This is a genomic window from Amycolatopsis sp. NPDC059027 (assembly GCF_042739735.1).
GTDB lineage: Bacteria > Actinomycetota > Actinomycetes > Mycobacteriales > Pseudonocardiaceae > Amycolatopsis.
This window is the reverse complement of sequence record NZ_JBHYIK010000112.1, coordinates 1-21130: the sequence shown is the minus strand read 5'-3', so window position 1 is coordinate 21130 and position 21130 is coordinate 1. Positions and strand designations below refer to the sequence as shown.

The following is a 21130-nucleotide window of genomic DNA, read 5'->3' as shown; positions in this document are numbered from 1 at the left end:
GACTCGCGTGCTTGGAGGGTCGGCTAGGTCAGGTCGTCGAATTCGCCGGATTTGACGCCGTTGAGATAGGCGGACATTTCGGCGCGGGTGAAGAAGACCGCGCCAGCGTCCGGGTGGTTGCTGTTGCGCATGGCGATCCGGCCGTCGGGCAGGGGGGCGACCTCTACGCATTCACCGTTACCCGCGCTGAAGGTGGACTTGCGCCAGGTGACGTCGGTCAGGTCCACGTCGCTCCACGCAGGCTCGGTCATCACTACTCCTTCGCGATCGCGGCGATCCGCTTCCGTGAGGCAGCCGGGCTCAACGCCAGGCCGCGCAGGTGTTCCAAGTCTATCTGGTGTGCCTTGACCTCCCGAGGTTCCTCCAAATAGACGCTCCCGGTGTGGTACTCGATGTACACCAGGCCCGGATCACCTTCCGTAGGAAAGCCCATGACGGTGAACGGCCCACGGATGCCCGGATGTGCGTCGACATCCTGCGGCAGAACCTGCACGGTGATCCGCGGTCGTCCAGCCATCCGATGCAGGTGCTCCAGTTGCCCGCGCATGGTTTCCCTGCCGCCGAAGTTGGCGCGCAGCGCGGATTCGCCGACCACGAACCACAACCGTGGCGCGTCCTTGGCATCAAGGATTTTCTGACGTGCCAAGCGGACCTCGACGGCCTTGTCCACCTCAGCGTCGGCCAGGTCGGGGCTTCCGCCGCGAACAGCGGCTGCCGCGTAGTCCTCGGTCTGCAACAGGCCATGGACCAGCTGCGGATTCCAGACGTGCAGCTCCGACGCACCCTGTTCCAGCCCTACGAAGAGCGAGAACCAGCTCGGGAGCGCGTCGGCGTGGCTTTCCCACCAGCCCTTCTTGCGCGCGTCCTTCGCCGCCTGGAGGTAGAACGGCCAGCGTTCCTCCGGCACGTGGTACATCGGCAGGAGGATCTCTTCGAGATCGCGGACCTTCGGCGCCACCACGGCGGTTTCCAGATGCCCGATCTTCTGCGGCGAGCACCGGATGGCCTTCGCGACCTCCGCGCGTTCCAGCCCGGCTTCCTTGCGCAGCCTCGACATCTCGTGCGAAAGCCAGCGCAGCCACACCGTGGGACTCGACGTCATCGCGACGACCTCTCATTCACCCGAACTGACGATGGTCTCAGCCTAGCGACTAAGTTTAGTCTCTAGAATCACACACAGTACTCAATCGACCACGATCAGCAGGAGTCGCGACGCTATCCCAGAAGCTCAGCCACGCCGACGACGGACACGCCAACCCGCTGGACGCGCTGATCGAAGACCCCAGCGGCCGCACTCCGCTGTGTGAGGAGGAAACCTTCGCCAGGATCCTGGACTCGCTCGCCGCCAACGAGGCGCCACGGCTGTTCGCGATCGTGCAGGAGTACGGCGAGCGGGTCGACGCCCGCATCGCGGGGTGGGGCATGGCCTTCACCGAGCACGCCGAGGCCGTCAGCGTGGACCATTCGCTTCACCTGGTCCTGAAACAGCCCGAGGACGCCTTGCCCAGCTTCGGCTTTGGCAAACACATCCAGGCCCGGCTGGTGTGGGTCGACCAGACCGAGCCCGAACAGGACTGAACTCAGCGCGGCACGGCGACCGAGGCGAGCACCCGGTCCAGCACGCCGTCGGCGGTCACGCCTTCCAGCTCCGCCTCCGGCCGCACGTCGAGCCGATGCCGCAAAGCCGGGCGCGCCAAGGCTTTCACGTCATCCGGCGTCGCGTAGTCCCGGCCGGCCAGCCACGCCCACGCCCGCGACACCGCGAGCAACGCCGTCGCGCCACGCGGCGAAACCCCGAGCCGCACCGAAGGCAACTCCCGCGTCGCCCGGCACAGATCCACGACGTAACCGATCACCTCCGGCCCTACCGTCACGTTCGCCACCGCGCGGCGGGCCGCTTCCAGTTCCGCAGCACCCGCCACCGGGCGCACCCCGGCCGCCGCCAGATTCCGCGGATCGAAGCCCTGCGCGTGCCGCAGCAGGATCCCGATCTCGTCGTCCCGCCCCGGCGCGGGCATCGTCAGCTTCAGCAGGAACCGGTCCAGCTGCGCCTCCGGCAGCGGATACGTCCCCTCGTACTCCACCGGGTTCTGCGTCGCGATCACGATGAACGGGTCCGGCAGCGGCCGCGACCGCCCGTCGATCGAGACCTGCCGCTCCTCCATCGCCTCCAGCAACGACGACTGCGTCTTCGGCGGCGTCCGGTTGATCTCGTCCGCCAGCAACAGGTTCGTGAACACCGGGCCCTCACGGAAGGAGAACTCGCCGCTGTGCGCGTCGTACACAATGGACCCGGTGACGTCGCCCGGCATCAGGTCCGGCGTGAACTGCACCCGCGTCGTCCCCAGGTCCAGCGCCGCCGCCAAAGCCCGTACCAGCAACGTCTTCGCCACCCCGGGAACGCCTTCGAGCAGCACGTGCCCCCGGCACAGCAGCGCGAGGATCAGCCCGGTGACCGCCGCGTCGTTGCCCACCACGGCCTTACCGACCTCGGCGCGCAACGCGATCAGCGCGTTCCGCGCCTCGACCGGCCCGATCTGCGTTTCCGTACCGCTCACAACCGCTCCACTTCACTCTCGAGCTTGTCCAGTTCATCGGCCAGCCGCACCAGCGCGGGATCGTCCGCAGGCGGCGGCCCGTAGAGCACCGCGCCGACCTCGGCGCCGCTCCGCCCGCTGCGCGCACTCACCGATTCGACCACCGCCGCCGGACCGGCGTCCGGCGGCAACCCCAGTACGGAACGCAGCCGCGTCCGCGACGCCTCCCGCAACGTCTCCGCCGCGTGCCCGGTCGCCCGGCCCCGCCGGTACAGCCGCGCCCGGCCCTCCGCGGCCTCCGCCGCCCGCACGACCACCGGCAACGGCTCCGTGACCACCGGACCCAGCCGCCGTGCCCGCCACAAAGCCAGCAGCACCACCGCGATCCCGGCCTGAAGCGCCCCGAACCGCCAGCCCACGGGGATCAGCTCGGTGATCGACTTCTTGCCGCCGGCCAGCGCCGGGTCGTCGGCCGAGGGCAGATACCAGACCAGCCGCGGATGCTGCCCCAGCAGCCGCGTCACCAGCGCCGCGTTGCCCTGCTCGGCGATCCGGTCGTTCGTCAACGGCGCCGGGGTGCCCAGTACCGTCACGGTCCCGTGCCCGTCGCCCACCTGCACCAACGTGCCCCCGGCACCGTCGCGATAACACGAGCGGGCGCCAGGATCCGTTGAGCGGTAACGGATTCCGCCCATCGTGGCGTCCCCGGCCGCGACCGCGGCGCCGACCGTGCAGGCCGGCGCGAGCGTGCGGACCTCGCCATCGCCGACAGCGTGGACGCCCGGCAACAGTCCTTTGAGGACTTCCGGGCCGGGCGCCACGAGCACCACGTGGGCGGACCGCTTCCGGAGTTCGGCGAGTTCCCCTGGCGGCACCAGATCCGGCTGGGTGACCAGCAAGGTCGCGTTTTCGAGCGCACCGGAGGCGTCGGCGAGCGTGTGCACCGCGCGGACGTCCACCCTCTCGGACCCGAGCAGCTTCGCCAGCGCGCGGCTGCCTTCCGGCTGGTACGAACCGGGCTCGAGCGCACCGGTCGTCTGATCGCCCCTGCTCAGCAGGAGCACCAGCCCGGTCACGAAAACCAGCAGCAGCAAGGCCAGCGGGACTCGCGCCCCACGCCAGATCCGGCGCAGATCCGGCGAAACCGAAGTACTCACGAAATCGCCACCGGACGGGCCTTCCGGCACCGATCGTCCAAATCGGACAGAAAGCGATAGGAGTCCTCGGTGCCGGGACGCCCGCCGTAGTGGACGTCGTCGAAGCGCCGCGCGCCGTCCCGTAACGCCCCGGCCAGCTCCCGCAGCACCGCGCCCGCCTCGGCGGCGGCTTCGTCCGCGGTCCGTCCCGACCGGACGTCGAGCACCGCGCGTTCCTCCAGATCCCGCACCACGGCACGGAATCGCTCCCGCACGGCGTCGGCGAAGTCCCCGCGCGCGGCGGCCTCGGCGGAGGCACGCCGGTGGTCGGCGGCATTCCGCCGCGCGCCATGGAACACCGGCTGCGACGCCCGCGACGCGCGAGCCACCTTGCCCACCCGCAGCCGGATCACCACCGCGAGCACGATGAGCAGCACCACGATCAGCAGCAGCCCGAAGATCCCGCCGGGCACCACCTGGGACACCGTCTCCAGGAATTCCTCGATCCGCGCGCCGATCCAGTTCGCCGCCTGCTGCAACAACCCGGGCCGCGCCGCCGCGTACCCCGGATCACGCAGCTCCTCGATCGCGCGCAGCCGCGCGGTGTCCCGGTCGATGTCGACCGGGACGTCGGCGGCGAACGGGCCGATCACCGCGGCGGCGTCATCCCGGCCGCGCGGGCCAGCTCGATGTCCATCCCCTCCCGGCGCATCCGCTGGTCGATGTAGACGAGCACGGTGACCAGCGAGGTGAACGGCGCGACCACGGTCTGCACGATCACCGAACCGACCGAGGACAGCAGCAGATCGCCGGTGCTCGGCACCACGACCTTGCCCGGGTTCGTCAGCTGCGAGAACACCCCGGACCCGATGTTGAACGGCACCTGGATGATCGAGCTGATCATCCAGCCGATCAGCGCCGCGAGCAGCAGGATCCCGAGCACCCGCCAGAACGAGCCCGACACCAGCTTCACCGACCGCGAGAACGCCTGCCGCACGGTGCCGCGTTCCAGAATCAGCGCCGGGCTCGCCAGCGCCCAGAAGATGTACGGGATCACCGCGGGCAGCAGGCAGAACGCCGCGGCCACGATCGTCGCCAGCGTGTACAGCACTGTCAGGCCGAGCAGCGGCAGCAACCGCGGCGCGACCGCCCGCATCGACGTCTTGAAGTCGACCGGGCGGCCCAGCACCGCCTTGCCCGCCACCTCGGTGAGGAATCCACTGAGGAACGTGTGCCCGAGCAGGGTGATCACGAGCGTCGGCAACAGCGTGAGCAGCGCGTCGCCGAGCAGGCCGAACGCGGCGTTCCGCAGTTCCTGCTCGGTCGCGCCCGGCCCCAGCCTGGCGACCGTTTCGAGATCCGGCAGCACCAGCGACGACACCAGCAGCTGCAGCCCGGACGTGATCACCGCGACCACCGCCGAGATCCCCAGGATCATCAGCGGATAGCGGCGGATCGTCGTGATCGAGCCGTCGAGGATGTCGCCCAGGTTCAGCGGACGCAGCGCGATCACGCCCGGCTTGCCCAGCCCGTGCGGGTTCCACTGAGGCTGCTGCGGGTAGGCGGGGTAGCCCGGCGGCGGCTGCGTGCCCGGCGGCGGTCCGCCCGGCGCCTGCCACTGCGTCTGCGGCGGCCCCGGCGGAGGCCCGGCACCCGGCACCGGCGCGCCCTCCGGCGCGGACGTCGCGCCCGGCGCGGAAGACCCCGGCGATTCCGGTGTGGACGCGGCGGGCTGCCCCGGCGTCCCGCCCGGCGCCTGCCACTCCGTCTGCGGCGGCCCCGGCGGAGGCCCAGCGCCCGGCACCGGCGTCCCCTCCGGCGCGGAAGACTCCGGCTTCGCGGCCTCCGGCTGCGCGGGGATGCCCTGCTTGGGTGTTTCGGCCCCTTCCGGCTCTGGCGAGCCTCCGGTCTGCGTCATCGCGCCCCTCGTCTCCGACATCGGTTGACAACACTCTTCCAGAGCCCCGCAAACCGGGCCAGAGCTGGGGGGACGTCCGCGCCCGGCGTGCACCGGCACGGGCGGGAGGAGACGATTGCTGGGGACCGACCCCGTTCCCCCGATATGCTGAACCCGGGCCGGGCTCGTCCTGGCCCTTCTCGACCGCTGTGACCTCTAGAACCGGGACCGCATCGATGACGCAACCGCCCCACGGCAACCTGCCGCCGCGCGGACCCGTCCAGCCGCCGCCCGTACCGGGCCCGCCACCGGCCGCGCCCTGGCCGCCGGGGCAGCACCACCAGTTCCCCTCGCCCCCACCACGCCGCTCACCCGGCGCGATCATCGGCATCTGCCTCGGCGCGGTCGCCGTCCTCGTGCTCGGCCTGGTCGCCATCGTCGCGCTCAACAAGAACGACACCCCGGTCGCGTCCACCGGCTACCAGAACACGCCGTCCCCCTCGGCGCCCAGCGAACTTCCCCCGGCCGGCGCGTCGTCGCCGCAGTCGGCCACCGCCACCGCGCCACCCTCGATGTCGTCCTCCGCGCCCAGCAACGAGGGCCCGCAGAAGATCCTCAAGCTGGCCGATCACCCGATCCTGCTGGACAAGAACGCCGGACTGCAGAACCGCGTCTGCGACCTGCCGCCGTGGCAGAGCACCCAGAGCGGCGCGGAGGCCTTCTTCACCGCGGCCAGCAACTGCCTCAACGCGGCGTGGGGCCCGTTCCTGCAGGCCTACCACCTGCCGTTCACCCCGCCCTCGCTGCACTTCCCGACCGGCGCCAGCTTCGAGACCGAATGCGGCACCATCCAGGTCGGCATCGCGACCGCGGCCTACTACTGCGAGAACAACCTCTACGTGCCCTTCCGCGGGCTGCAGACCGACCAGTACGGCAACAACCCCGGCGTCTACCTCGCGCTGTTCGCCCACGAATACGGCCACCACGTCCAGGAGGTCGCCGGGCTGATGGACGCCGCGTGGCAGAAGATCTACGAGGCCGGCCAGAACAGCCCCGCCGGGCTGGAGATGTCACGGCGCAAGGAACTGCAGGCCCAGTGCTTCTCCGGGATGTTCCTCGGCGCCCACGTCGACCAGGGCGGCACGGTCACCCGCGACATGTACAACAAGGCGTGGAACGACCAGGAAACCCGCGGCGACAACACCTCGCACAGCCGCGACCACGGCACCAACGCGCACTACGCGGCATGGTGGCGGGCGGGCGCGACCAACAACCGGATCGCCGACTGCAACACCTTCGCCGCCCCGGCGTCCGAGGTCAGCTGACCGCTACGCGCGGGCCGCGCACGTAGAGGAAGACGTAGTACGCGCCGGCAAAACAGCTGAACACCAGCAGCGCGAGCCCGAGCGGCATCCGCAGATCGCTCGATCCCTGTGACGTCTTCGCCGTGCGCACCGCGAGAGTGCCTTCGGCGGCCGCGCCGCTGGGCACGCTGACCTCGACACGCTCGCCGGGACCGTGACCGCAGCCGCTCAGCGTTCCTTCACGGGTCTTGCCCTCGAAGGAGAACCGGACGGTCTCCATCGGATCGGGCGTCGAGCACGCGGTGGGCTTGACGATCTCCGCCTGCACCGAGGTCCCGGTGTCGGCCGTGTCGATCCCGAACAGCCCCGGCCCGCTGAACCAGGCGAGGAAAACGACCACGGCGCCGACGACGGCCGGGATCGCCACCGAGGTCCATCGCAGGGCGGGCTGTCTGACAGGGTCCGGGCGCACGTCGCCCATGGTTCCAGATCCCGGCGGCGAAACCCACCGCGGCGTCGGCGGCTCACCCGCCTCAGCGCTCGATCTTCTCCGCGGACGTCACCTTTTTCACATACAGCAGGCGGTCACCCGGCTCGATCGCGTCGGCCTGCGGCGCGTCGACCCGGTACAACGTGCCGTCGCGGACCACGCCCAGCACGATGTCCGGCAGATGCCGCGGCGAACCGCCCTCCTCCGACGGCTCGACCGCGCGTTCCGCGATCGCCAGCCCCGACTCCGGCGTCAGCAGGTCCTCGACCATGTCCACCACCTGCGGTGTCGAGGTCGCCATCCCGAGCAGCCTGCCCGCGGTCTCGCTCGACACCACGACCTGGTTGGCCCCGGACTGCTTGAGCAGGTGGACGTTCTCCGCCTCCCGCACCGACGCGACGATGTGGGCCTTCGGCGCCAGCTCGCGCGCGGTGAGGGTCACCAGCACGGCCGTGTCGTCCCGGTTCGGGGCCACCACGACGGCCCTCGCGTGCTGCACCCCGGCCACCCGCAGCACGTCCGAGCGGGTCGCCGAACCGTGCACGGTGACCAGGCCGAGCGCGCCGGCGGCGTCCAACGCCTGCTGGTCGGTGTCGACCACGACGATCTGGTGGGCCGCGAGGTCCTCGTCCCCGAGCAGCGATTTGACCGCCGACCGGCCCTTCGTGCCGAACCCGACGACGACGGTGTGATCCCGCACCTTCGTCCTCCACTTCTGGATCTTGAAAGCCTGCCGGGAGCGTTCGGTGAGCACTTCCAGTGTCGTCCCGACCAGGACGATGAGGAAGAGCACCCGCAACGGCGTGATCACCAGGACGTTCACCAGCCGCGCCGACGACGTCGCGGGGGCGATGTCGCCGTATCCGGTGGTCGAGAGCGAGACGGTCGCGTAGTACAGGCTGTCCAGGAGGGACAGTCCGTCGCCGTTCGCGTCCCGGTAGCCGTCGCGGTCGAGGTAGACGATCAGCACGGTCGCCAGCAGGGCGAGCAGCGCGCCGATGATGCGTTTGACGATCGAACGCATCGGGCTGACCGTCAGTTCCGGCATCCGGATCACGCCGACCAGCTCGTGGTCGGGACGGTCGCTGAGCAGGCCGCTCAGCGGCAAACGCTTCAGGCCCTTCATGCACCGGCTCCGCGCGGACGGTGTGCGGCGTCACTCACACCGGCGAGACTAACGGAGAGCCGCCGACCGCGCCGCATGTCAGAGTGTTCGGCATGCCAGCGAATTCTCAGCATTCCCAGCGACCGGCAAAGCTGCTCGCGGGCTTGCTCGTGACCGGCGGGATCCTGCACTTCGTCGTGCCCAAGCCGTACGACTCGCTGATCCCGAAGCAGCTGCCCGGCAGCGCCCGTGCCTGGACCTACGGCTCCGGCGTCGCCGAGATCGCGGTCGGCGCCGCCGTCGCGGCTCCGCGCACCCGCCGCCGCGGCGCCCTCGCCGCCGCCCTGCTCTTCCTCGGCGTCTTCCCCGGCAACGTCAAGATGGCCCTCGACGCCCAACGCCGCCGCGCGCCACTCCCCTTCCGCGTCGTGGCCTGGCTCCGCCTCCCCCTCCAGTTCCCCCTGGTCACCTGGGCCCTGAAGGTCCGCGACCGCGCCTGACCCACCGGAGGTCTCACGTGCCCCACCGGAGATCTCGCGTGATCAGACGGAGATCTCGCGTGATCGGGCGGGGACCTCACCCAATCACGTGAGATCTCCGTTCAATCACATGAGACCTCCGCGCAAGCACGTGAGGTCGCCGGTGGATCACGACTCGGGGATGGCGCGGAGGAGGTCTCGGAGGCCGTCGGCGTCGAGGAGGTCGGCGGGGCGGACGGTCCGGTCGGAACGGACGTAGTGGAAGGCCGCGCGGACGCGGTCGACCGGGATCTTCTTCAGCGCGGCCCAGGCCAGCCGGTACGCGGCGAGCTGGACGGCCAGCGCGGGCATCCGGTCCTCGCCCGGCACGGCGCCGGTCTTCCAGTCGAGCACCGTCCAGCCGCCGTCGGGATCGGCGAACACGGCGTCCATCCGGCCGCGCACGGTGATGCCCTCGACCTCGGCGGAGAACGGGACCTCCACCGCGTGCGGCACACGGCGTGACCACTCGCTCTTCTCGAACGCCGCCTGCAACGCCTCCAGCTCCGTGTCCGGCGCCTCCCCGACGTCGGCCGCGCCGGGCAGATCGTCGATCTCCCACAGCTGTTCGCCGGAAAAGCGCTGCTCGAGCCAGCCGTGGAACGCGGTACCCCGGCGCGCGAAGGTGTTGGGACGCACCGGAAGCGGACGACGCAGCCGCTGCGCGAGCAGCTCGGCGTCGTCGGCGAGCGCGACCAGCTGGCTCACCGAAAGATGCGACGGCAGCGCGACGCGCTGGACCCGGTCCTTGGTCCGCGCGTACTCGGCGAGCAGGACGTCGGTGTCGGCGATCCAGCCGTCCGGATCGTCCACAGTGTCCCGATCGTCCTCGCTGTCCACAGCGTCCTCTGTGGACTCTTCCGCCGCCGATTCGGGCCGTTTCGGCGGTTCATCCACAACGGACTCCATGGCCGCGCGCACCAGGTCGACGCCGCTCGCCACACCGGTCCGCCGATCGCCCAGCGGGTCCACCGGCCATCGCGCCGTCCGGGAATCGGACACCAGCGGGTTCTCGTCGTCCCCGTCCGGCTGATCCGCCCAGACGCCGAGATGCCCGACTTCCTCCGAGCGCAGGACATCCGCGATCTCGGTCAGGAACTCCGAAGGCCCCTTCGGCCGCGTGCTGCTCTCGTTCCACCAGTGCCCGGAGACGATCAACGCGTGCTCGGACCGCGTGAGCGCGACGTAGCACAGGCGCCGCTCCTCGTCCGCCTCCTTCGCCGCGAAGCCTTCCTCATGTAGTTCGAGGCCTTCCTGAACTTCCTTGCGGTCATAGCCCTCGGCGACCCGCAGGTCCGGCAGGTCCGCCGAGTCGCCCCGCAACGCGGCGGGCAGCGCCGTCGACGTCCGCAGCCATGACGACGACCGCCGCTTGCCGGGGAACACCTCCTGCACCAGATGCGGGACCGCGACGACACGCCATTCCAGCCCCTTGGACGAATGCACGGTGAGCACCTGGACCCGATCCGGGACGACCTCGACCTCGCCGGGTGTCAGCCCGTCCTCGGCGTGCGCGGCCGTGTTCAGGTAGTCCACAAAGGACAGCAGGGTTGCCGTCGGCGCGGTTTCGGCGTAGTCGGTGACGACCTCGGCGAACGCGTCCAGATGCGCTCGCCCGGCGGATCCGGGACGTGCCAAGGATTCGACGTCGAGCAGCATCGTCCGCTCGACGTCGGCGACCAGTTCGGGCAGCGACTGGTCGAGCCTGCGCCGCAACGCCGTCAGCTCCCGGCCGACCCGCAGGATCCGCCGGTAGCCGTCGGGCGAATACCGTTCCTCCGCACCGGGATCGTCGATCGCGTCGATCAGCCCCGCCTGCTCCGCGCGCTCGGTGACCAGTTCGGGATTGTCCTTTCCCGCGGTGGGCACCGGCGAGGAAAGCTCCCCGGCCCGCCGCCACAACGCCGCGAGGTCCGCGGCCGCCAGCCGCCAACGCGCGCCGGTCAGCAGCCGCGCCGCCGCGCTCCCTGCCAGCGGATCGGCCAGCACCCGCAACGTGCTGACCAGGTCGGCGACCTCGGGCTCGTCGAGCAGGCCGCCGAGTCCGACGACCTCCACCGGCAACCCGCGAGCCCGCAGCTCGGCCGCGATCGGTGCCATGTCGGCCCGCCGCCGCACCAGCACGGCCGCGGTCGGCGGTTTCCCGGTCTCCTCCTTCTCCGCGAACCAGCGTCGCGCCAGCGCGTCGGCCACCCACTCCCGTTCGGCGCGGATGTCCGGCAGCAGCGCGCAGGCGATGTCCGCGGGCCCCGCGCCGTCCCGCGCGCGCAGCCGCTCGACGCCGAGACCGCGGGCGCGCAACGGTTCGGAAATCGCGTTGGCGAGGTCGAGGATCTCGGCCGGATTGCGGAAACTGGTCAACAGCCCGAAATCGTGCGCGGGCACGAGCCGTTCGCCGTCGTGCCGGGGGAAGTCCGTGGTGAAGCGCGGCAGGTTCGCCGCGCTCGCGCCGCGCCAGCCGTAGATCGCCTGCGCCGGGTCGCCGACCGCGGTCACCGGCATCGGCGGGTGCTCGACGCCGCCGAACAGCGCCCGCAGCAGCACGCGCTGGGCGTGCCCGGTGTCCTGGTATTCGTCGAGCAGCACGGCGCCGTAGCGTTCCCGCTCGCCCGCGACCACAGCCGGATAGCCGCTGGCGAGCTGCGCCGCCAGGGACATCTGATCGGCGAAGTCGAGCGCACCCTCGGCCCGTTTGCGCCGGTGGTACTCCTCGACCAGCGGCAGCAGCGCGAGCCGGAACCGTTGTGCCGCCATGATTTCGGTGAGCTTGACCGGCAGTGCGGCCCGCTGTCCCTTCGCTCGCGGGGCGTTTTCGATGACGTCGCACAACCACGACGTGTACTGCGCGAGCCGCTCGGTGGACACCATGTGCTCACCGAGTTCGCCCGCCAGCGCCAGCAGTTGCGCGGTCACCGTCGACGGCACGCGGTCGGTGTCGAGGTCATTGTCCCAAGTGGACACCACGCGGTGCGCGATCTGCCACGAGGACGTCTCCGACAACAGCCGTACGCCGGGCTGCACCGGCAGTCGCAGCCCGTGCTCGGACAGCAGACGGCCCGCGTAGGCGTGGTAGGTCAGGACGGTCGGTTCCCCGGCGAGCACGGTGGCGCGCAGGCTGCCGCTCGGGTCGAGCCGGTCCAGCAGACCGGACCCGGCCAGCCGCCGCAGCCGCGCGCGGACGCGCTCGCCGAGCTGCCGCGCGGCTTTGCGGGTGAACGTCAGGCCCAGAACCCGTTCCGGGGTCACGATTCCGTTGGCCACCAGCCAGACGACGCGCGCGGCCATGGTTTCAGTCTTCCCCGCCCCTGCCCCGGCGACGACGAGGGAAGGCTCGACCGGCGCGGCGATCACGGTGGCTTGTTCCGGGGTCGGGCGGTGCAGGCCGAGCGCGTCGGCGATGTCGGCCGGTTCGACCGGGTTCGCGATGAGCAACGGGCTCACGGGCCGGTCACCTGCCTGCCCTCCGGGCGCAGCGGGCAGCAGCCGCGGGCCGGGCACCGGTCGCAGTCGGGGTTCTCGTTCGCCTGGTAGTCCGGCCCGACCGCGGCGGCCGCCGCGTCACGCACCAGTTCCAGCCACTGCTTGCCGCCCTCTTCGTCGAGCGGCGCCTGGTCCCGTTGCGTGGCACCGGTTTTGTTGTTCGACTTCGCGACATACACCAGCCGCGCGCCGCCCGGGGTGTCCTTGCCCCCGATCGCGCCGAGCAGCACGGCCAGCTGGTACGCGGCCAGCTGGGGATGCGCCTCGGCGTCCGCGCCGGACACCGGGACCTTGCCGGTCTTGATGTCCACGATGACCGGGCGGCCGTCCTTGTCCAGCTCGACCCGGTCGACGCGGCCCCTGAGCATGACGCGGACTTCGTCGTCACCCATCGGCAGCTCGACCTCGATGTCCTGTTCGACGCCGGCCTCGATCAGCTCGCGGCGGCTTTGTTCCAGCCAGGACACGAAGTTCCGCAGCATCTGCTCGACGCGGTTGCGCTCCCGGCGGGAGAACCACGGCGCGCCCGCGTCGACCCGCGCCCAGGCGTCGTCGAGTGCCGCCTGCAGCTGTTCCTCCGTGCTGCCACCGGCGACCGCCTGCGCGAGGCCGTGCACCAGCGTCCCGGTGACCGCGGCGAGCTGCGCCGGATCGCTGCCGCCGTGGCGTTCGATGAGCCAGCGCAGCGGGCACTTGACCAGAATCTCCACTGTGGACGGAGAAACCCTGATCAGGTCACCGGGTTTGTGCACGGGGTCCTCTGTGGACGGTTCGAGCAGCCCGTACCAGGTGTCCGGATGCGCGCCGGGCACCCCCGCCTTCGCCAGCCGGGCCAGCTGAGTGGCCGCACGCTGCCGACGTTCGGGATCACTCTTGTCGTCGCAGACCACTTCCCGCAGCTCACCGACGAGTTCGGCGAGCACGAGCGAACGTCCCGGCGGCTTCATGCGCGAGTCCAGCGCCCCGTCCTCGGCGCCGTTCTCCTCCAGATCGTCGAGGAAACGCGACGGCTGCTCGTCCTCGCCCGCGACGGCGGTGACCAGCAGTGTCTGCCGTGCGCGCCCGGCCGCGAGGTAGAACAGCCGTCGTTCCTCGGCGAGGATCGGCGCCGTCGCGGACACCTTGTCATCGTCCACTCCGGACAGGAGATCGACGAGTTTTTCCACGCCCAGCACCGAACCACGCAACCGCAGATCCGGCCACGCACCTTCCTGCACCCCGGCGACGGCGACGACCGTCCATTCGCGACCCGCGGCGGCGTGGGCCGTCATCAGCGAGACGCCCTCGGCCGGGATCGCGGCGGGGGCGAGGGTGTCGCCGCCGATGTTCTGCGCGGCGAGGTAGTCCGCGAAGGCGGCGACGCTCGCGCGGGGCAGCCTGTCGACATAACGACCGGCGGCGTCGAACAACGCGACCACCGCGTCGAGATCCCGATCGGCCTGCGAACCGAGCGAACCGCCGCGCTCGACCAACCGCAGCAGCCGGTCCTCCTGACCACTGGCCTGCCACAGCTCCCACAAGACGTTCTCGACGCCTTCACCTCGCCGCACAGCCTCGCGCGTGACGTGCAGCAGCTTGCCGACGCGCCGCACCGGCCCTGCTTCGGCGTCGGCCAGCCCGGCGAGAATGTCCCCGCCCTGCAAGGCTTCCACGAGCAGTTCGTCACTGGAACGCTGACCGCCGCCCGCGAGTTCCAGCCGCCGCAGACCGCGTCGAAGGCGTCGCAACGCGAGCGGGTCGGCACCACCGAGCGGGGAGGACAGCAGCATCTCGGCGAGGTCGACGTCGAGCAGCTCGGGTTCCGCGCCGAGCCTGAGCACGGCCAGCAGCGGCCGGACCGCGGACTGTTTGGCCAGCGGCAGTTCCTCGGTCGCCGACCCGATCGGCACTCCCGCGGCCCGCAAGGCGCGTTGCAGCACAAGGAAAGTCCGGGCGGGCGAGCGGACGAGCACCGCGATCTCCGACCACGGGACGCCATCGATGAGGTGCGCGCGGCGTAGCTGGTCCGCGATCCAGCTCGCCTCCGCGGCCGGTGTCGGCATCAGCCGGACGCGGACCTTCCCGCCGCGCGCGTCGGGCGGGGAGACGATCTTGCGATGCGGCGAAGCGCCGGGCAGGGTGGCGGCGAGTTTCGTGACCGCGGTGCGGATCGCGGGCGCGAGCCGGTGTGATGTGGTGAGCGTGACCGTGCGATCGCCGTCGGGATCGGCGTCGGCGAACAGCCGAGGATCGGCACCACGGAAGGAGAACACGGACTGGTCGGGATCACCCGCGACGACGAATTCGTCGGCCGCGTGGCCGATCGCGCGGATCAGCTGGGTCTGCAACGGATCGAGGTGATGGGCGTCGTCGACGAACAGGTGCCGCACGCGGGATTGCTCTCGCGCGCGCAGTTCTTCGTCGTCCTCCAGCGCCAGCAGCGCGGACGTGACCAGCTCGGCGGCGTCCAGCGCGGGCGCGCTCGCCCGGCCGAGCGCGTTGCCTCCTGCGCCGGAGAGCATCGTGACTTCCTCGTACTGCGACCAGAACTTGCCCGCGGCGACCCACTCCTCGCGATCGCGGCGGCGACCCAGCTCGACGAGGTCCTCCGGCCCGAGCCCGCGTTCGGCGGCCCGTGAGAGCAGGTCACGCAGCTCCTCGGCGAAACCGGGGACGAGCAGCGCGGGCCGCAGCTGCTCGGGCCAGTCCTGCGCGCCCGCCTCAAGGTCACCGGCGAGCAGTTCGCGTACGACGACGTCCTGCTCGGCGCCGGCGAGCAGGCGAGGCGCGGGCAGTTCCTCGGCGGCGGCCTCCAGGCGCAGCAGCGCGTAGGCGTACGAATGGACCGTTCGCACCAGGGGTTCACGAACGGTGCGGGGCAGCGGTGAGGACTGCTCGGGGTCCGACGTCAGGCGTCGCGTGATGTCGGCCCGCAGCGCCTCGGCGGCCTTGCGGGACGTGGTGAGCAGAAGGACGCTCTCCGGGTCGGCGCCGTCGGCGATGCGGCGGGCGGCGGCGGAGGCGAGCAGCGCGGTCTTCCCGGTGCCGGGACCGCCGAGCACGCGGAGGAAGCCCTGCGGCGCGGACAGCACCCGCCGGGCGCCGGAATCCCAGGTGAACGTGGGCGTGCCGGGGACCGGCGTGCGCACCAGCCGCGCGCTCGCCTGACCCGTTCTCCGCGCGTTCACGTCTCGCATCGAATCACGCCACGGCGACGGCGCCCCGCACCGGCTCGCCGAACTGTCGTACCCATGCGGCAAAGTGCGGGGTATGGACGACGAACTGCACGAACGGGTGCGGTCGGTAATCGCCGACGTGCCGTCGGGGACGGTCGCCACCTACGGCGACATCGCGGCGCTGTCCGGCGCGCCCTCGCCCCGGCTGATCGGCCGGATCCTCGCCGAGGACGGGCACGACCTGCCGTGGCACCGCGTGCTGCGCGCGAACGGGACACCGGCGCCGCATCTGCTGCACGAACAGCTGGAGCGGTTGCGCGCGGAAGGCGTTCTCGCCGACGACCAGCGCGTTGACCTGCGAAAATACCGGTGGCGCCCGGAAGGCGCCGAAGATCACGAACCGGAGGGGCTTTTCTGACGAGATTTTTAGGTTAGCCTGCCCTAATGAGCACGCAGGTTGACCGTCCGTCCGTGACCTATCACCACGCGCGGGCGACGGTGGTCCAGCGGATCACGCCGCACATGACCCGGGTGACGTTCTCGGCGTCGTCGTTCGGCGAGGTGCCCGCCGGTCCGCCGGATCAGTACGTGAAGGTGTTCTTCCCGCTCGAAGGCCAGGAGGAGCCCCAACTCCCACCGCCGGTGGCGGGCGACGAGGTGTTGTCGTGGTACCGCACGTACCTGGCGATGCCCGACGACACACGCCCGCCGATGCGGACCTACACCGTGCGCGCGCACCGGCCCGAGCAGTGCGAGATCGACGTGGACTTCGTGCTGCACGGCGACGACGGCCCGGCCTCGGCGTGGGCAGGCCGCGCGACCCCCGGTGACCGCGTCGCTTTCGTCGGTCCGCACGGCCTGTACAAGGTCCCGGACGACACCGACTGGCAGCTGCTCGTCGGCGACGAGACGGCGTTGCCCGCGATCGGCGCGATCCTGGAAGACCTTTCGCCGTCCACGCGCGCCTCGGTGTACGTCGAGATCGGCGACGCTTCGGAGCGGCAAACCTTCGACACCAGGGGCGTCGTCGAGTTGCACTGGATCCTGCGCGGCTCCCGCCCGCACGGCGACGCGCTGCTGGACGCCGTCCGCACCGCGGACCTGCCCGGCGGCGCGCCGTATGCCTGGGTGTCGGGTGAAGCGGGCGTGGTGAAACTCGTCCGCCGCCACCTCGTGCGAGAACGCGGTGTCGACAAGCGCGCGATCTGCTTCACCGGCTACTGGCGCCACGGCGTCAGCGAAGAAGCCGCGAGCCGCGAAAGCGTCCGCAAGATCGACGCGGGCGAGTTCCCCACCGACGACGACTGACATCCTTCGCCGTGCCGTCAAGGCCACCTTGCGGGCGTCTGATGCCGGTAAGGAGTCCTTACCGGCATCGGGAGACGCACGGGGGCTGGGGCTAGACGCCGTGATGGCCTCCTTACCGGCACTGAGCGCCGTGAAGGAGGCCATCACGGACCATCAGAGCCGCCCAGCGGGAGCGAGGGACCTTTGCTATCGCTGCTTAGTGCACTAACCGTTGGCTAGCTCACGGACGTTAGCAAAGGTCCCTTGCTCCTCTTCGCAGTCGAAACCCCAGGTCACGAGCGTGCCGAAGGCGTCCTTCAGCACTCGACCGGCGAGCCGGGAGCAAGGGACCTTTGCTATCGCCCGGCGCCAGAAAGCTCCGCGACCAGCAGTTTCACCAGGGCGCCGAGCCGCTGGCGCTCCGGCTGCCGGGTCACCACCCCCACCGCCTCCAGCGGCGCGGCGGTGACAGGCCCGACGCACGCGCACATCGGCGAGCCGCTCCGCAAGGCGGCCACGAGGTCGTCGTAGCGCCCGTATTCGCGCGCGAGCGTCAGCAGGTTCCCGGCCGCGGGCGCGCTGGTGAACGCCAGCGCCCGCACCACCCCGGCCAGCACCGCGTCGATCAGCTCCCGAACCGGTTCCGGCGGGGCCGAGTGCCACCGATACGGCTGCACCGCGACGACGTCCGCGCCCGACGAGGCCAGCGTGTCGGTGAACTCGGGCAATGGGGTTCCGTGCAGCTGGACGACGACCCGTTCGTCCGCCACTCCGGCCTCGGCCAACGCGCCGAAGAGTTCGGCGTTGCTTTCACTCGCCGCCGAGAACGTCTCACGCAAGCCCACGCCCCGCAGTGCGCCAACGGCTTTCGGCCCGCGCGCGTAGATCCGTGCCGCGCCGAGCGCGTCGAGCAGGGGTTGCCGCAGTCCCCAGCCGTCGGCCGCGGCGAGCCAGCCGCGGAATCCGGCGCCGGTCGTCACCGCGGTGAAGCCGACCGGCCGGGACAGCACCGCCTCGGTGTCCGCCCGCAGTTCGGGGTCGGCGTCCAGCGGGACGATGGTGATCGTCGGCGCGTGCCGGACCTCGGCGCCGTACCGGGCCAGCGCCGCGATGAGGTCGTCGGCACGGCGTTCGGCGGTGACACCGATGGTGACGCCGGTGAGTTCACCCATAGCTCGCGCTCATCTCCTCGATCGCCTCGGCCACCTGCGCACGCAGGTCCGCGGGTGCCAGCACCTCGAGGTGCGGGCCGAACCGCAGCAGCTCCCCGATCGCGGGCTCACCCGGTTCGACCGGCAGCTCCATCGTCAGCCAGCCGTGCTCGTCGGGCTCGGCACCGCCCTCGACAGCGGCCCGCAGCGCACGCGCGCCGACCGAACCCGCGTAGAACGGTACGAGAGCCTGCGCGCGCGGCGACAGGCGCACCACCGCAACGCGCGGATACATCCGCCGCTCGAACTGCTCGGACCACTCCCGCCAGTACCGGGCAAGATCGAAGTCCGCCGGCCGCTCGAACTTCTCGCCCAGGTCGTCGAGCTCCAGCACGCGCGAAATCCGGTACGTCCGGTCCGTGCCCTCGCACCGCCCGGCGAGATACCAGTTGCCCGCCTTGAGGATCAGCCCCAGCGGCTCGACGACCCGCTCGACGACGCGCTGGCCCCAGCGTTCGTACCGGATCCGGATCCGTCGGCTGCCCCACACCGCGTCCGCGACCGCCGAAAGCACCGGCAGACTCTCGATGCCGCGATGCCAGCCGGGAACGTCGAGGTAGAAGCGCTCCGCGACGCGTCCGGCGCGGCTGCGCAACTCCTGCGGGAGCGCGGCGTACAGCTTGAGCTGCGCAGCCGCGAGAACCGTGCCCAGACCCAGTTCCGCGGCGGCGACCGGAAGCCCGGCCAGTGACAGCGACTGCGCCTCCTCCTCGGTCATCCCGGTCAGCCGCGTGCGGTAGCCGTCGACGAGCTGGTATCCGCCCGCGCGGCCGCGATCGGCGTACACCGGGACGCCGGACGCCGACAGCGCCTCGATGTCGCGGTACACCGTCCGGACGGAAACCTCCAGCTCGGCGGCCAGTTCGTCAGCCGTCATCCGGCCGCGGTTCTGCAGCAGGAGGAGGACCGACAGCAGTCTGCTCGCACGCATGATTTCAGTATCGCCGAAAAACCTGACACAAGCTGACAGGTATAGGCGTCAGGATACGGGCATGAACACATTCACCATGAACAACTGGGAAGAGCGGATCGTCAGCGGCAGCGAGGGCGAGCCGCGGGTGGCCTACGCGCACGCCTCGATGACGTTCTCCGGCGTCATCGAGGGCGAGGCGAGCTGCGACTACCTGCTGTTCTACCCGGGCGAGGGCTACGACGGCGGCGGGACGACGTCGCCGGGTTACGACCGGATCGAAGGCTCCGTCGACGGTCGCAAAGGGACGTTCGTGCTGCGGCACGAGTTCACCTTCGACCTCGACGGCCTGTCCTCGACCTTCACCGTCGTGCCGGGCTCGGGGACCGGCGAGTTGGCGGGCCTGGCCGGAAGCGGCACGATCAAGGGGACACCGGGTGTGCTGACGGTGGCCTACACGTTCGAGTACACAGTGGACTAGAAGGGCGGCTTTTCGGTGAATGTCGACCGGGTTCAGGTGCTGGCGCACCGGATCGCCGCGCATGGCCTGCACCGGACCGAGGCCGACGCCGCCGAGCTGGCGGTGTTCGACCTCGGCCTGCAGGACAGCATGCGGGACACCGCGCTGCTCGGGCTGGTCGCCCGGCTCGACGGCGTGGTGACCCCCGAGTCCCTTGTGGACGATCAGCGGCTCGCGCTGGCGTGGTCGCACCGGGGTGCGCCGCATTTCCACCGGCGCGCCGAGTTGGCCGAGGTCACCGCGTCGCTGGTGCCGCTCGGCGAAGCCGACGCGCTGGCGCGGATGTTGTGGCAGCGTAAGCAATTGCGGGAAACCGGGCTGGACGCGCTGGACGTCCTGTTCACCACGGCACGCGCGATCCGCAAGGTCGTCAAGGGGCCGATGACCAAGGGCGCGGTGAGCACCGCGATCACCGAGATCCTGCCGCCCGCCTTCTCGCGCTGGTGCCGGGGCTGCAACGCGACGCACATCTACGAACAGCTGATGCGGATCGCGACGCCACACGCCGGTGTCCGGTTGGAAGCCGACCAGAGCCCGGCCACGCTCGCGCCGCTGGAGGGCCGTGGCCCGATCCGCACGAAACCGGACGTAGCCGCGGCTACCCGCGTCGTCGAACGCTACCTGCGGATCAACGGCCCGGCCACGCCCGGCGACGCGGCCGGCTACGTCGGCACGACCAGAACCGTGCTGGACCGGATGTGGCCTGACGACCTCGCGGAGGTCCGCGTCGACGGCAAACGGGCCTTCCTGCCCACCGACCTGCTCCCTGCGCTGGAAAACCCGCCGGAACCGGACCTCGTGCGGCTCCTGCCGCCGTGGGACCCGTTCATCCAGGCCCGCGACAAGGCGGTGCTGGTGCCGGATCCGGCGCGGCAGAAGGAAGTCTGGAAGATGCTGGGGAACCCCGGTGTGCTGCTGGCGGGCGGCGAGATCGCCGGAACCTGGCGCACCAAGTCGGCGGGAAAACGCCTCGCTTTCACGATCACGGCCTTCGACCCGCTCCACCCCGCCGCCCGCGACGCCGCCGAGGCCGAAGCCACCCGCATCACCACCGCCCGCGGCTTCGCCTCCCCCACCATTACCTGGCTCCCCTGACCCGGTATCTCCCCTAGAGCACCCCCCACCCGCCCTGGGGGCCAGCCCTGCAACAGCATATCGCCGGGGTACGACAAACCCTCGTGATCGACGGGCGCGGCCCCGAGTTGTCCACATCGCGACGCGCCTGTGGACAAGTGCCGTGGGCCGCTCGCGTGATCTGCCGTGAAGGACTCCTTCACGGCGCTCAGTGCCGGTAAGGAGTCCTTCACGGCATGGGAAGCGACGGCCGGAGTGAGCAAGGGACCTTTGCTAACGTCCTTCAGCTTGCCAACAGTTAGCGTGCTCACCAACGTTAGTAAAGGTCCCCTGCTCCTGTCCGGCGCGTCAAGGATGCTCGGCGATGTCCTGAACGACGCGTAAGGAACGTTCAGCGACCCCAACGACGTAGACCGCCCCGGGTTTGTTGGAGGCCGATCGTTCTGGGAAGGATGAGCGGCGTGGCGAGCAGCAGGTTTCCGCGGGAGTTGAAGGATCGTGCCGTG

General features: G+C 70.8%; 19 protein-coding genes. 7 read left to right on the top strand and 12 right to left on the bottom strand.

The window, feature by feature from the left end; translation table 11 throughout:
- Positions 1-23: 23 nt before the first annotated feature.
- Together ACFWY9_RS42350 and ACFWY9_RS42345 are read right to left on the bottom strand one after the other, a co-directional pair.
- Positions 24-251, bottom strand: coding sequence for a DUF397 domain-containing protein (locus ACFWY9_RS42350; RefSeq protein WP_378329829.1), 228 nt, complete (start codon positions 249-251; stop codon positions 24-26).
- A 2-nt stretch (positions 252-253) separates the two neighbouring features.
- Complete coding sequence (locus ACFWY9_RS42345) at positions 254-1102, bottom strand: helix-turn-helix domain-containing protein (RefSeq protein WP_378329828.1); 849 nt, start codon at positions 1100-1102, stop codon at positions 254-256.
- Between the two features lie 272 nt (positions 1103-1374).
- Between ACFWY9_RS42345 and ACFWY9_RS42340 the strand changes: the two genes are divergently transcribed.
- Positions 1375-1578 (top strand): hypothetical protein, encoded by a 204-nt coding sequence (locus ACFWY9_RS42340; protein WP_378341535.1) that lies wholly within the window; start codon positions 1375-1377, stop codon positions 1576-1578.
- 2 nt (positions 1579-1580) lie between these two features.
- Here the strand turns inward: ACFWY9_RS42340 and ACFWY9_RS42335 are convergent, their stop codons facing one another.
- From ACFWY9_RS42335 to ACFWY9_RS42320, 4 genes are read right to left on the bottom strand one after another with little or no spacing between them, the layout of a single operon-like run.
- Entirely contained in the window at positions 1581-2558 is a 978-nt protein-coding gene (locus tag ACFWY9_RS42335) for an AAA family ATPase (RefSeq protein WP_378341534.1), read from the bottom strand.
- Positions 2555-3694 carry a DUF4350 domain-containing protein gene (locus ACFWY9_RS42330; protein WP_378341533.1) on the bottom strand — a complete coding sequence of 380 codons (1140 nt, stop codon included), beginning with the start codon at positions 3692-3694 and terminating at the stop codon, positions 2555-2557. The genes ACFWY9_RS42335 and ACFWY9_RS42330 overlap by 4 nt, the downstream gene beginning before the upstream one ends.
- Positions 3691-4326: a DUF4129 domain-containing protein gene (locus ACFWY9_RS42325; protein ID WP_378329824.1), complete on the bottom strand. Its 636-nt coding sequence runs from the start codon at positions 4324-4326 to the stop codon at positions 3691-3693. Before ACFWY9_RS42325 ends, ACFWY9_RS42330 begins: the two co-directional genes overlap by 4 nt.
- Positions 4323-5591, bottom strand: coding sequence for a hypothetical protein (locus ACFWY9_RS42320; RefSeq protein WP_378329823.1), 1269 nt, complete (start codon positions 5589-5591; stop codon positions 4323-4325). Before ACFWY9_RS42320 ends, ACFWY9_RS42325 begins: the two co-directional genes overlap by 4 nt.
- A gap of 215 nt (positions 5592-5806) precedes the next feature.
- On the opposite strand from ACFWY9_RS42320, the gene ACFWY9_RS42315 reads away from it, so the two are divergent.
- The gene (locus ACFWY9_RS42315; protein WP_378329822.1) at positions 5807-6895 is read left to right on the top strand and encodes a neutral zinc metallopeptidase; all 1089 of its coding nucleotides are present in this window, start codon (positions 5807-5809) and stop codon (positions 6893-6895) included.
- On the opposite strand, the gene ACFWY9_RS42310 is transcribed toward ACFWY9_RS42315, so the two are convergent.
- Positions 6888-7346 (bottom strand): hypothetical protein, encoded by a 459-nt coding sequence (locus ACFWY9_RS42310; RefSeq protein WP_378341532.1) that lies wholly within the window; start codon positions 7344-7346, stop codon positions 6888-6890. The two genes, ACFWY9_RS42315 and ACFWY9_RS42310, sit on opposite strands and share 8 nt — an antisense overlap.
- A gap of 61 nt (positions 7347-7407) precedes the next feature.
- Complete coding sequence (locus ACFWY9_RS42305; RefSeq protein WP_378329820.1) at positions 7408-8490, bottom strand: potassium channel family protein; 1083 nt, start codon at positions 8488-8490, stop codon at positions 7408-7410.
- A 92-nt stretch (positions 8491-8582) separates the two neighbouring features.
- On the opposite strand from ACFWY9_RS42305, the gene ACFWY9_RS42300 reads away from it, so the two are divergent.
- Positions 8583-8969, top strand: a complete 387-nt coding sequence (locus tag ACFWY9_RS42300; RefSeq protein WP_378341531.1) for a hypothetical protein — start codon at positions 8583-8585, stop codon at positions 8967-8969.
- A gap of 147 nt (positions 8970-9116) precedes the next feature.
- Here the strand turns inward: ACFWY9_RS42300 and ACFWY9_RS42295 are convergent, their stop codons facing one another.
- Together ACFWY9_RS42295 and ACFWY9_RS42290 are read right to left on the bottom strand one after the other, a co-directional pair.
- Entirely contained in the window at positions 9117-12428 is a 3312-nt protein-coding gene (locus tag ACFWY9_RS42295; RefSeq protein ID WP_378341530.1) for an ATP-dependent helicase, read from the bottom strand.
- Positions 12425-15643, bottom strand: a complete 3219-nt coding sequence (locus ACFWY9_RS42290; protein ID WP_378341529.1) for an ATP-dependent helicase — start codon at positions 15641-15643, stop codon at positions 12425-12427. Before ACFWY9_RS42290 ends, ACFWY9_RS42295 begins: the two co-directional genes overlap by 4 nt.
- Positions 15644-15716: 73 nt before the next feature.
- On the opposite strand from ACFWY9_RS42290, the gene ACFWY9_RS42285 reads away from it, so the two are divergent.
- A complete protein-coding gene (locus tag ACFWY9_RS42285) occupies positions 15717-16040 on the top strand; it encodes an MGMT family protein (RefSeq protein WP_378341528.1) in 324 nt (107 codons plus the stop codon).
- A gap of 26 nt (positions 16041-16066) precedes the next feature.
- On the top strand, positions 16067-16930 hold the full coding sequence (locus tag ACFWY9_RS42280; RefSeq protein WP_378329815.1) for a siderophore-interacting protein: 864 nt from the start codon (positions 16067-16069) through the stop codon (positions 16928-16930).
- A 335-nt stretch (positions 16931-17265) separates the two neighbouring features.
- Here the strand turns inward: ACFWY9_RS42280 and ACFWY9_RS42275 are convergent, their stop codons facing one another.
- Both ACFWY9_RS42275 and ACFWY9_RS42270 read right to left on the bottom strand, forming a co-directional pair.
- Complete coding sequence (locus tag ACFWY9_RS42275; protein WP_378341527.1) at positions 17266-18081, bottom strand: uroporphyrinogen-III synthase; 816 nt, start codon at positions 18079-18081, stop codon at positions 17266-17268.
- Positions 18074-19051 (bottom strand): helix-turn-helix transcriptional regulator, encoded by a 978-nt coding sequence (locus ACFWY9_RS42270; protein WP_378341526.1) that lies wholly within the window; start codon positions 19049-19051, stop codon positions 18074-18076. Before ACFWY9_RS42270 ends, ACFWY9_RS42275 begins: the two co-directional genes overlap by 8 nt.
- A 61-nt stretch (positions 19052-19112) precedes the next feature.
- Here ACFWY9_RS42270 and ACFWY9_RS42265 point away from each other — a divergent pair, with 61 nt between their 5' ends.
- Both ACFWY9_RS42265 and ACFWY9_RS42260 read left to right on the top strand, forming a co-directional pair.
- Positions 19113-19511, top strand: coding sequence for a DUF3224 domain-containing protein (locus tag ACFWY9_RS42265; RefSeq protein ID WP_378329812.1), 399 nt, complete (start codon positions 19113-19115; stop codon positions 19509-19511).
- A gap of 15 nt (positions 19512-19526) precedes the next feature.
- Entirely contained in the window at positions 19527-20645 is a 1119-nt protein-coding gene (locus ACFWY9_RS42260; protein WP_378341525.1) for a winged helix DNA-binding domain-containing protein, read from the top strand.
- Positions 20646-21130: the final 485 nt, after the last annotated feature.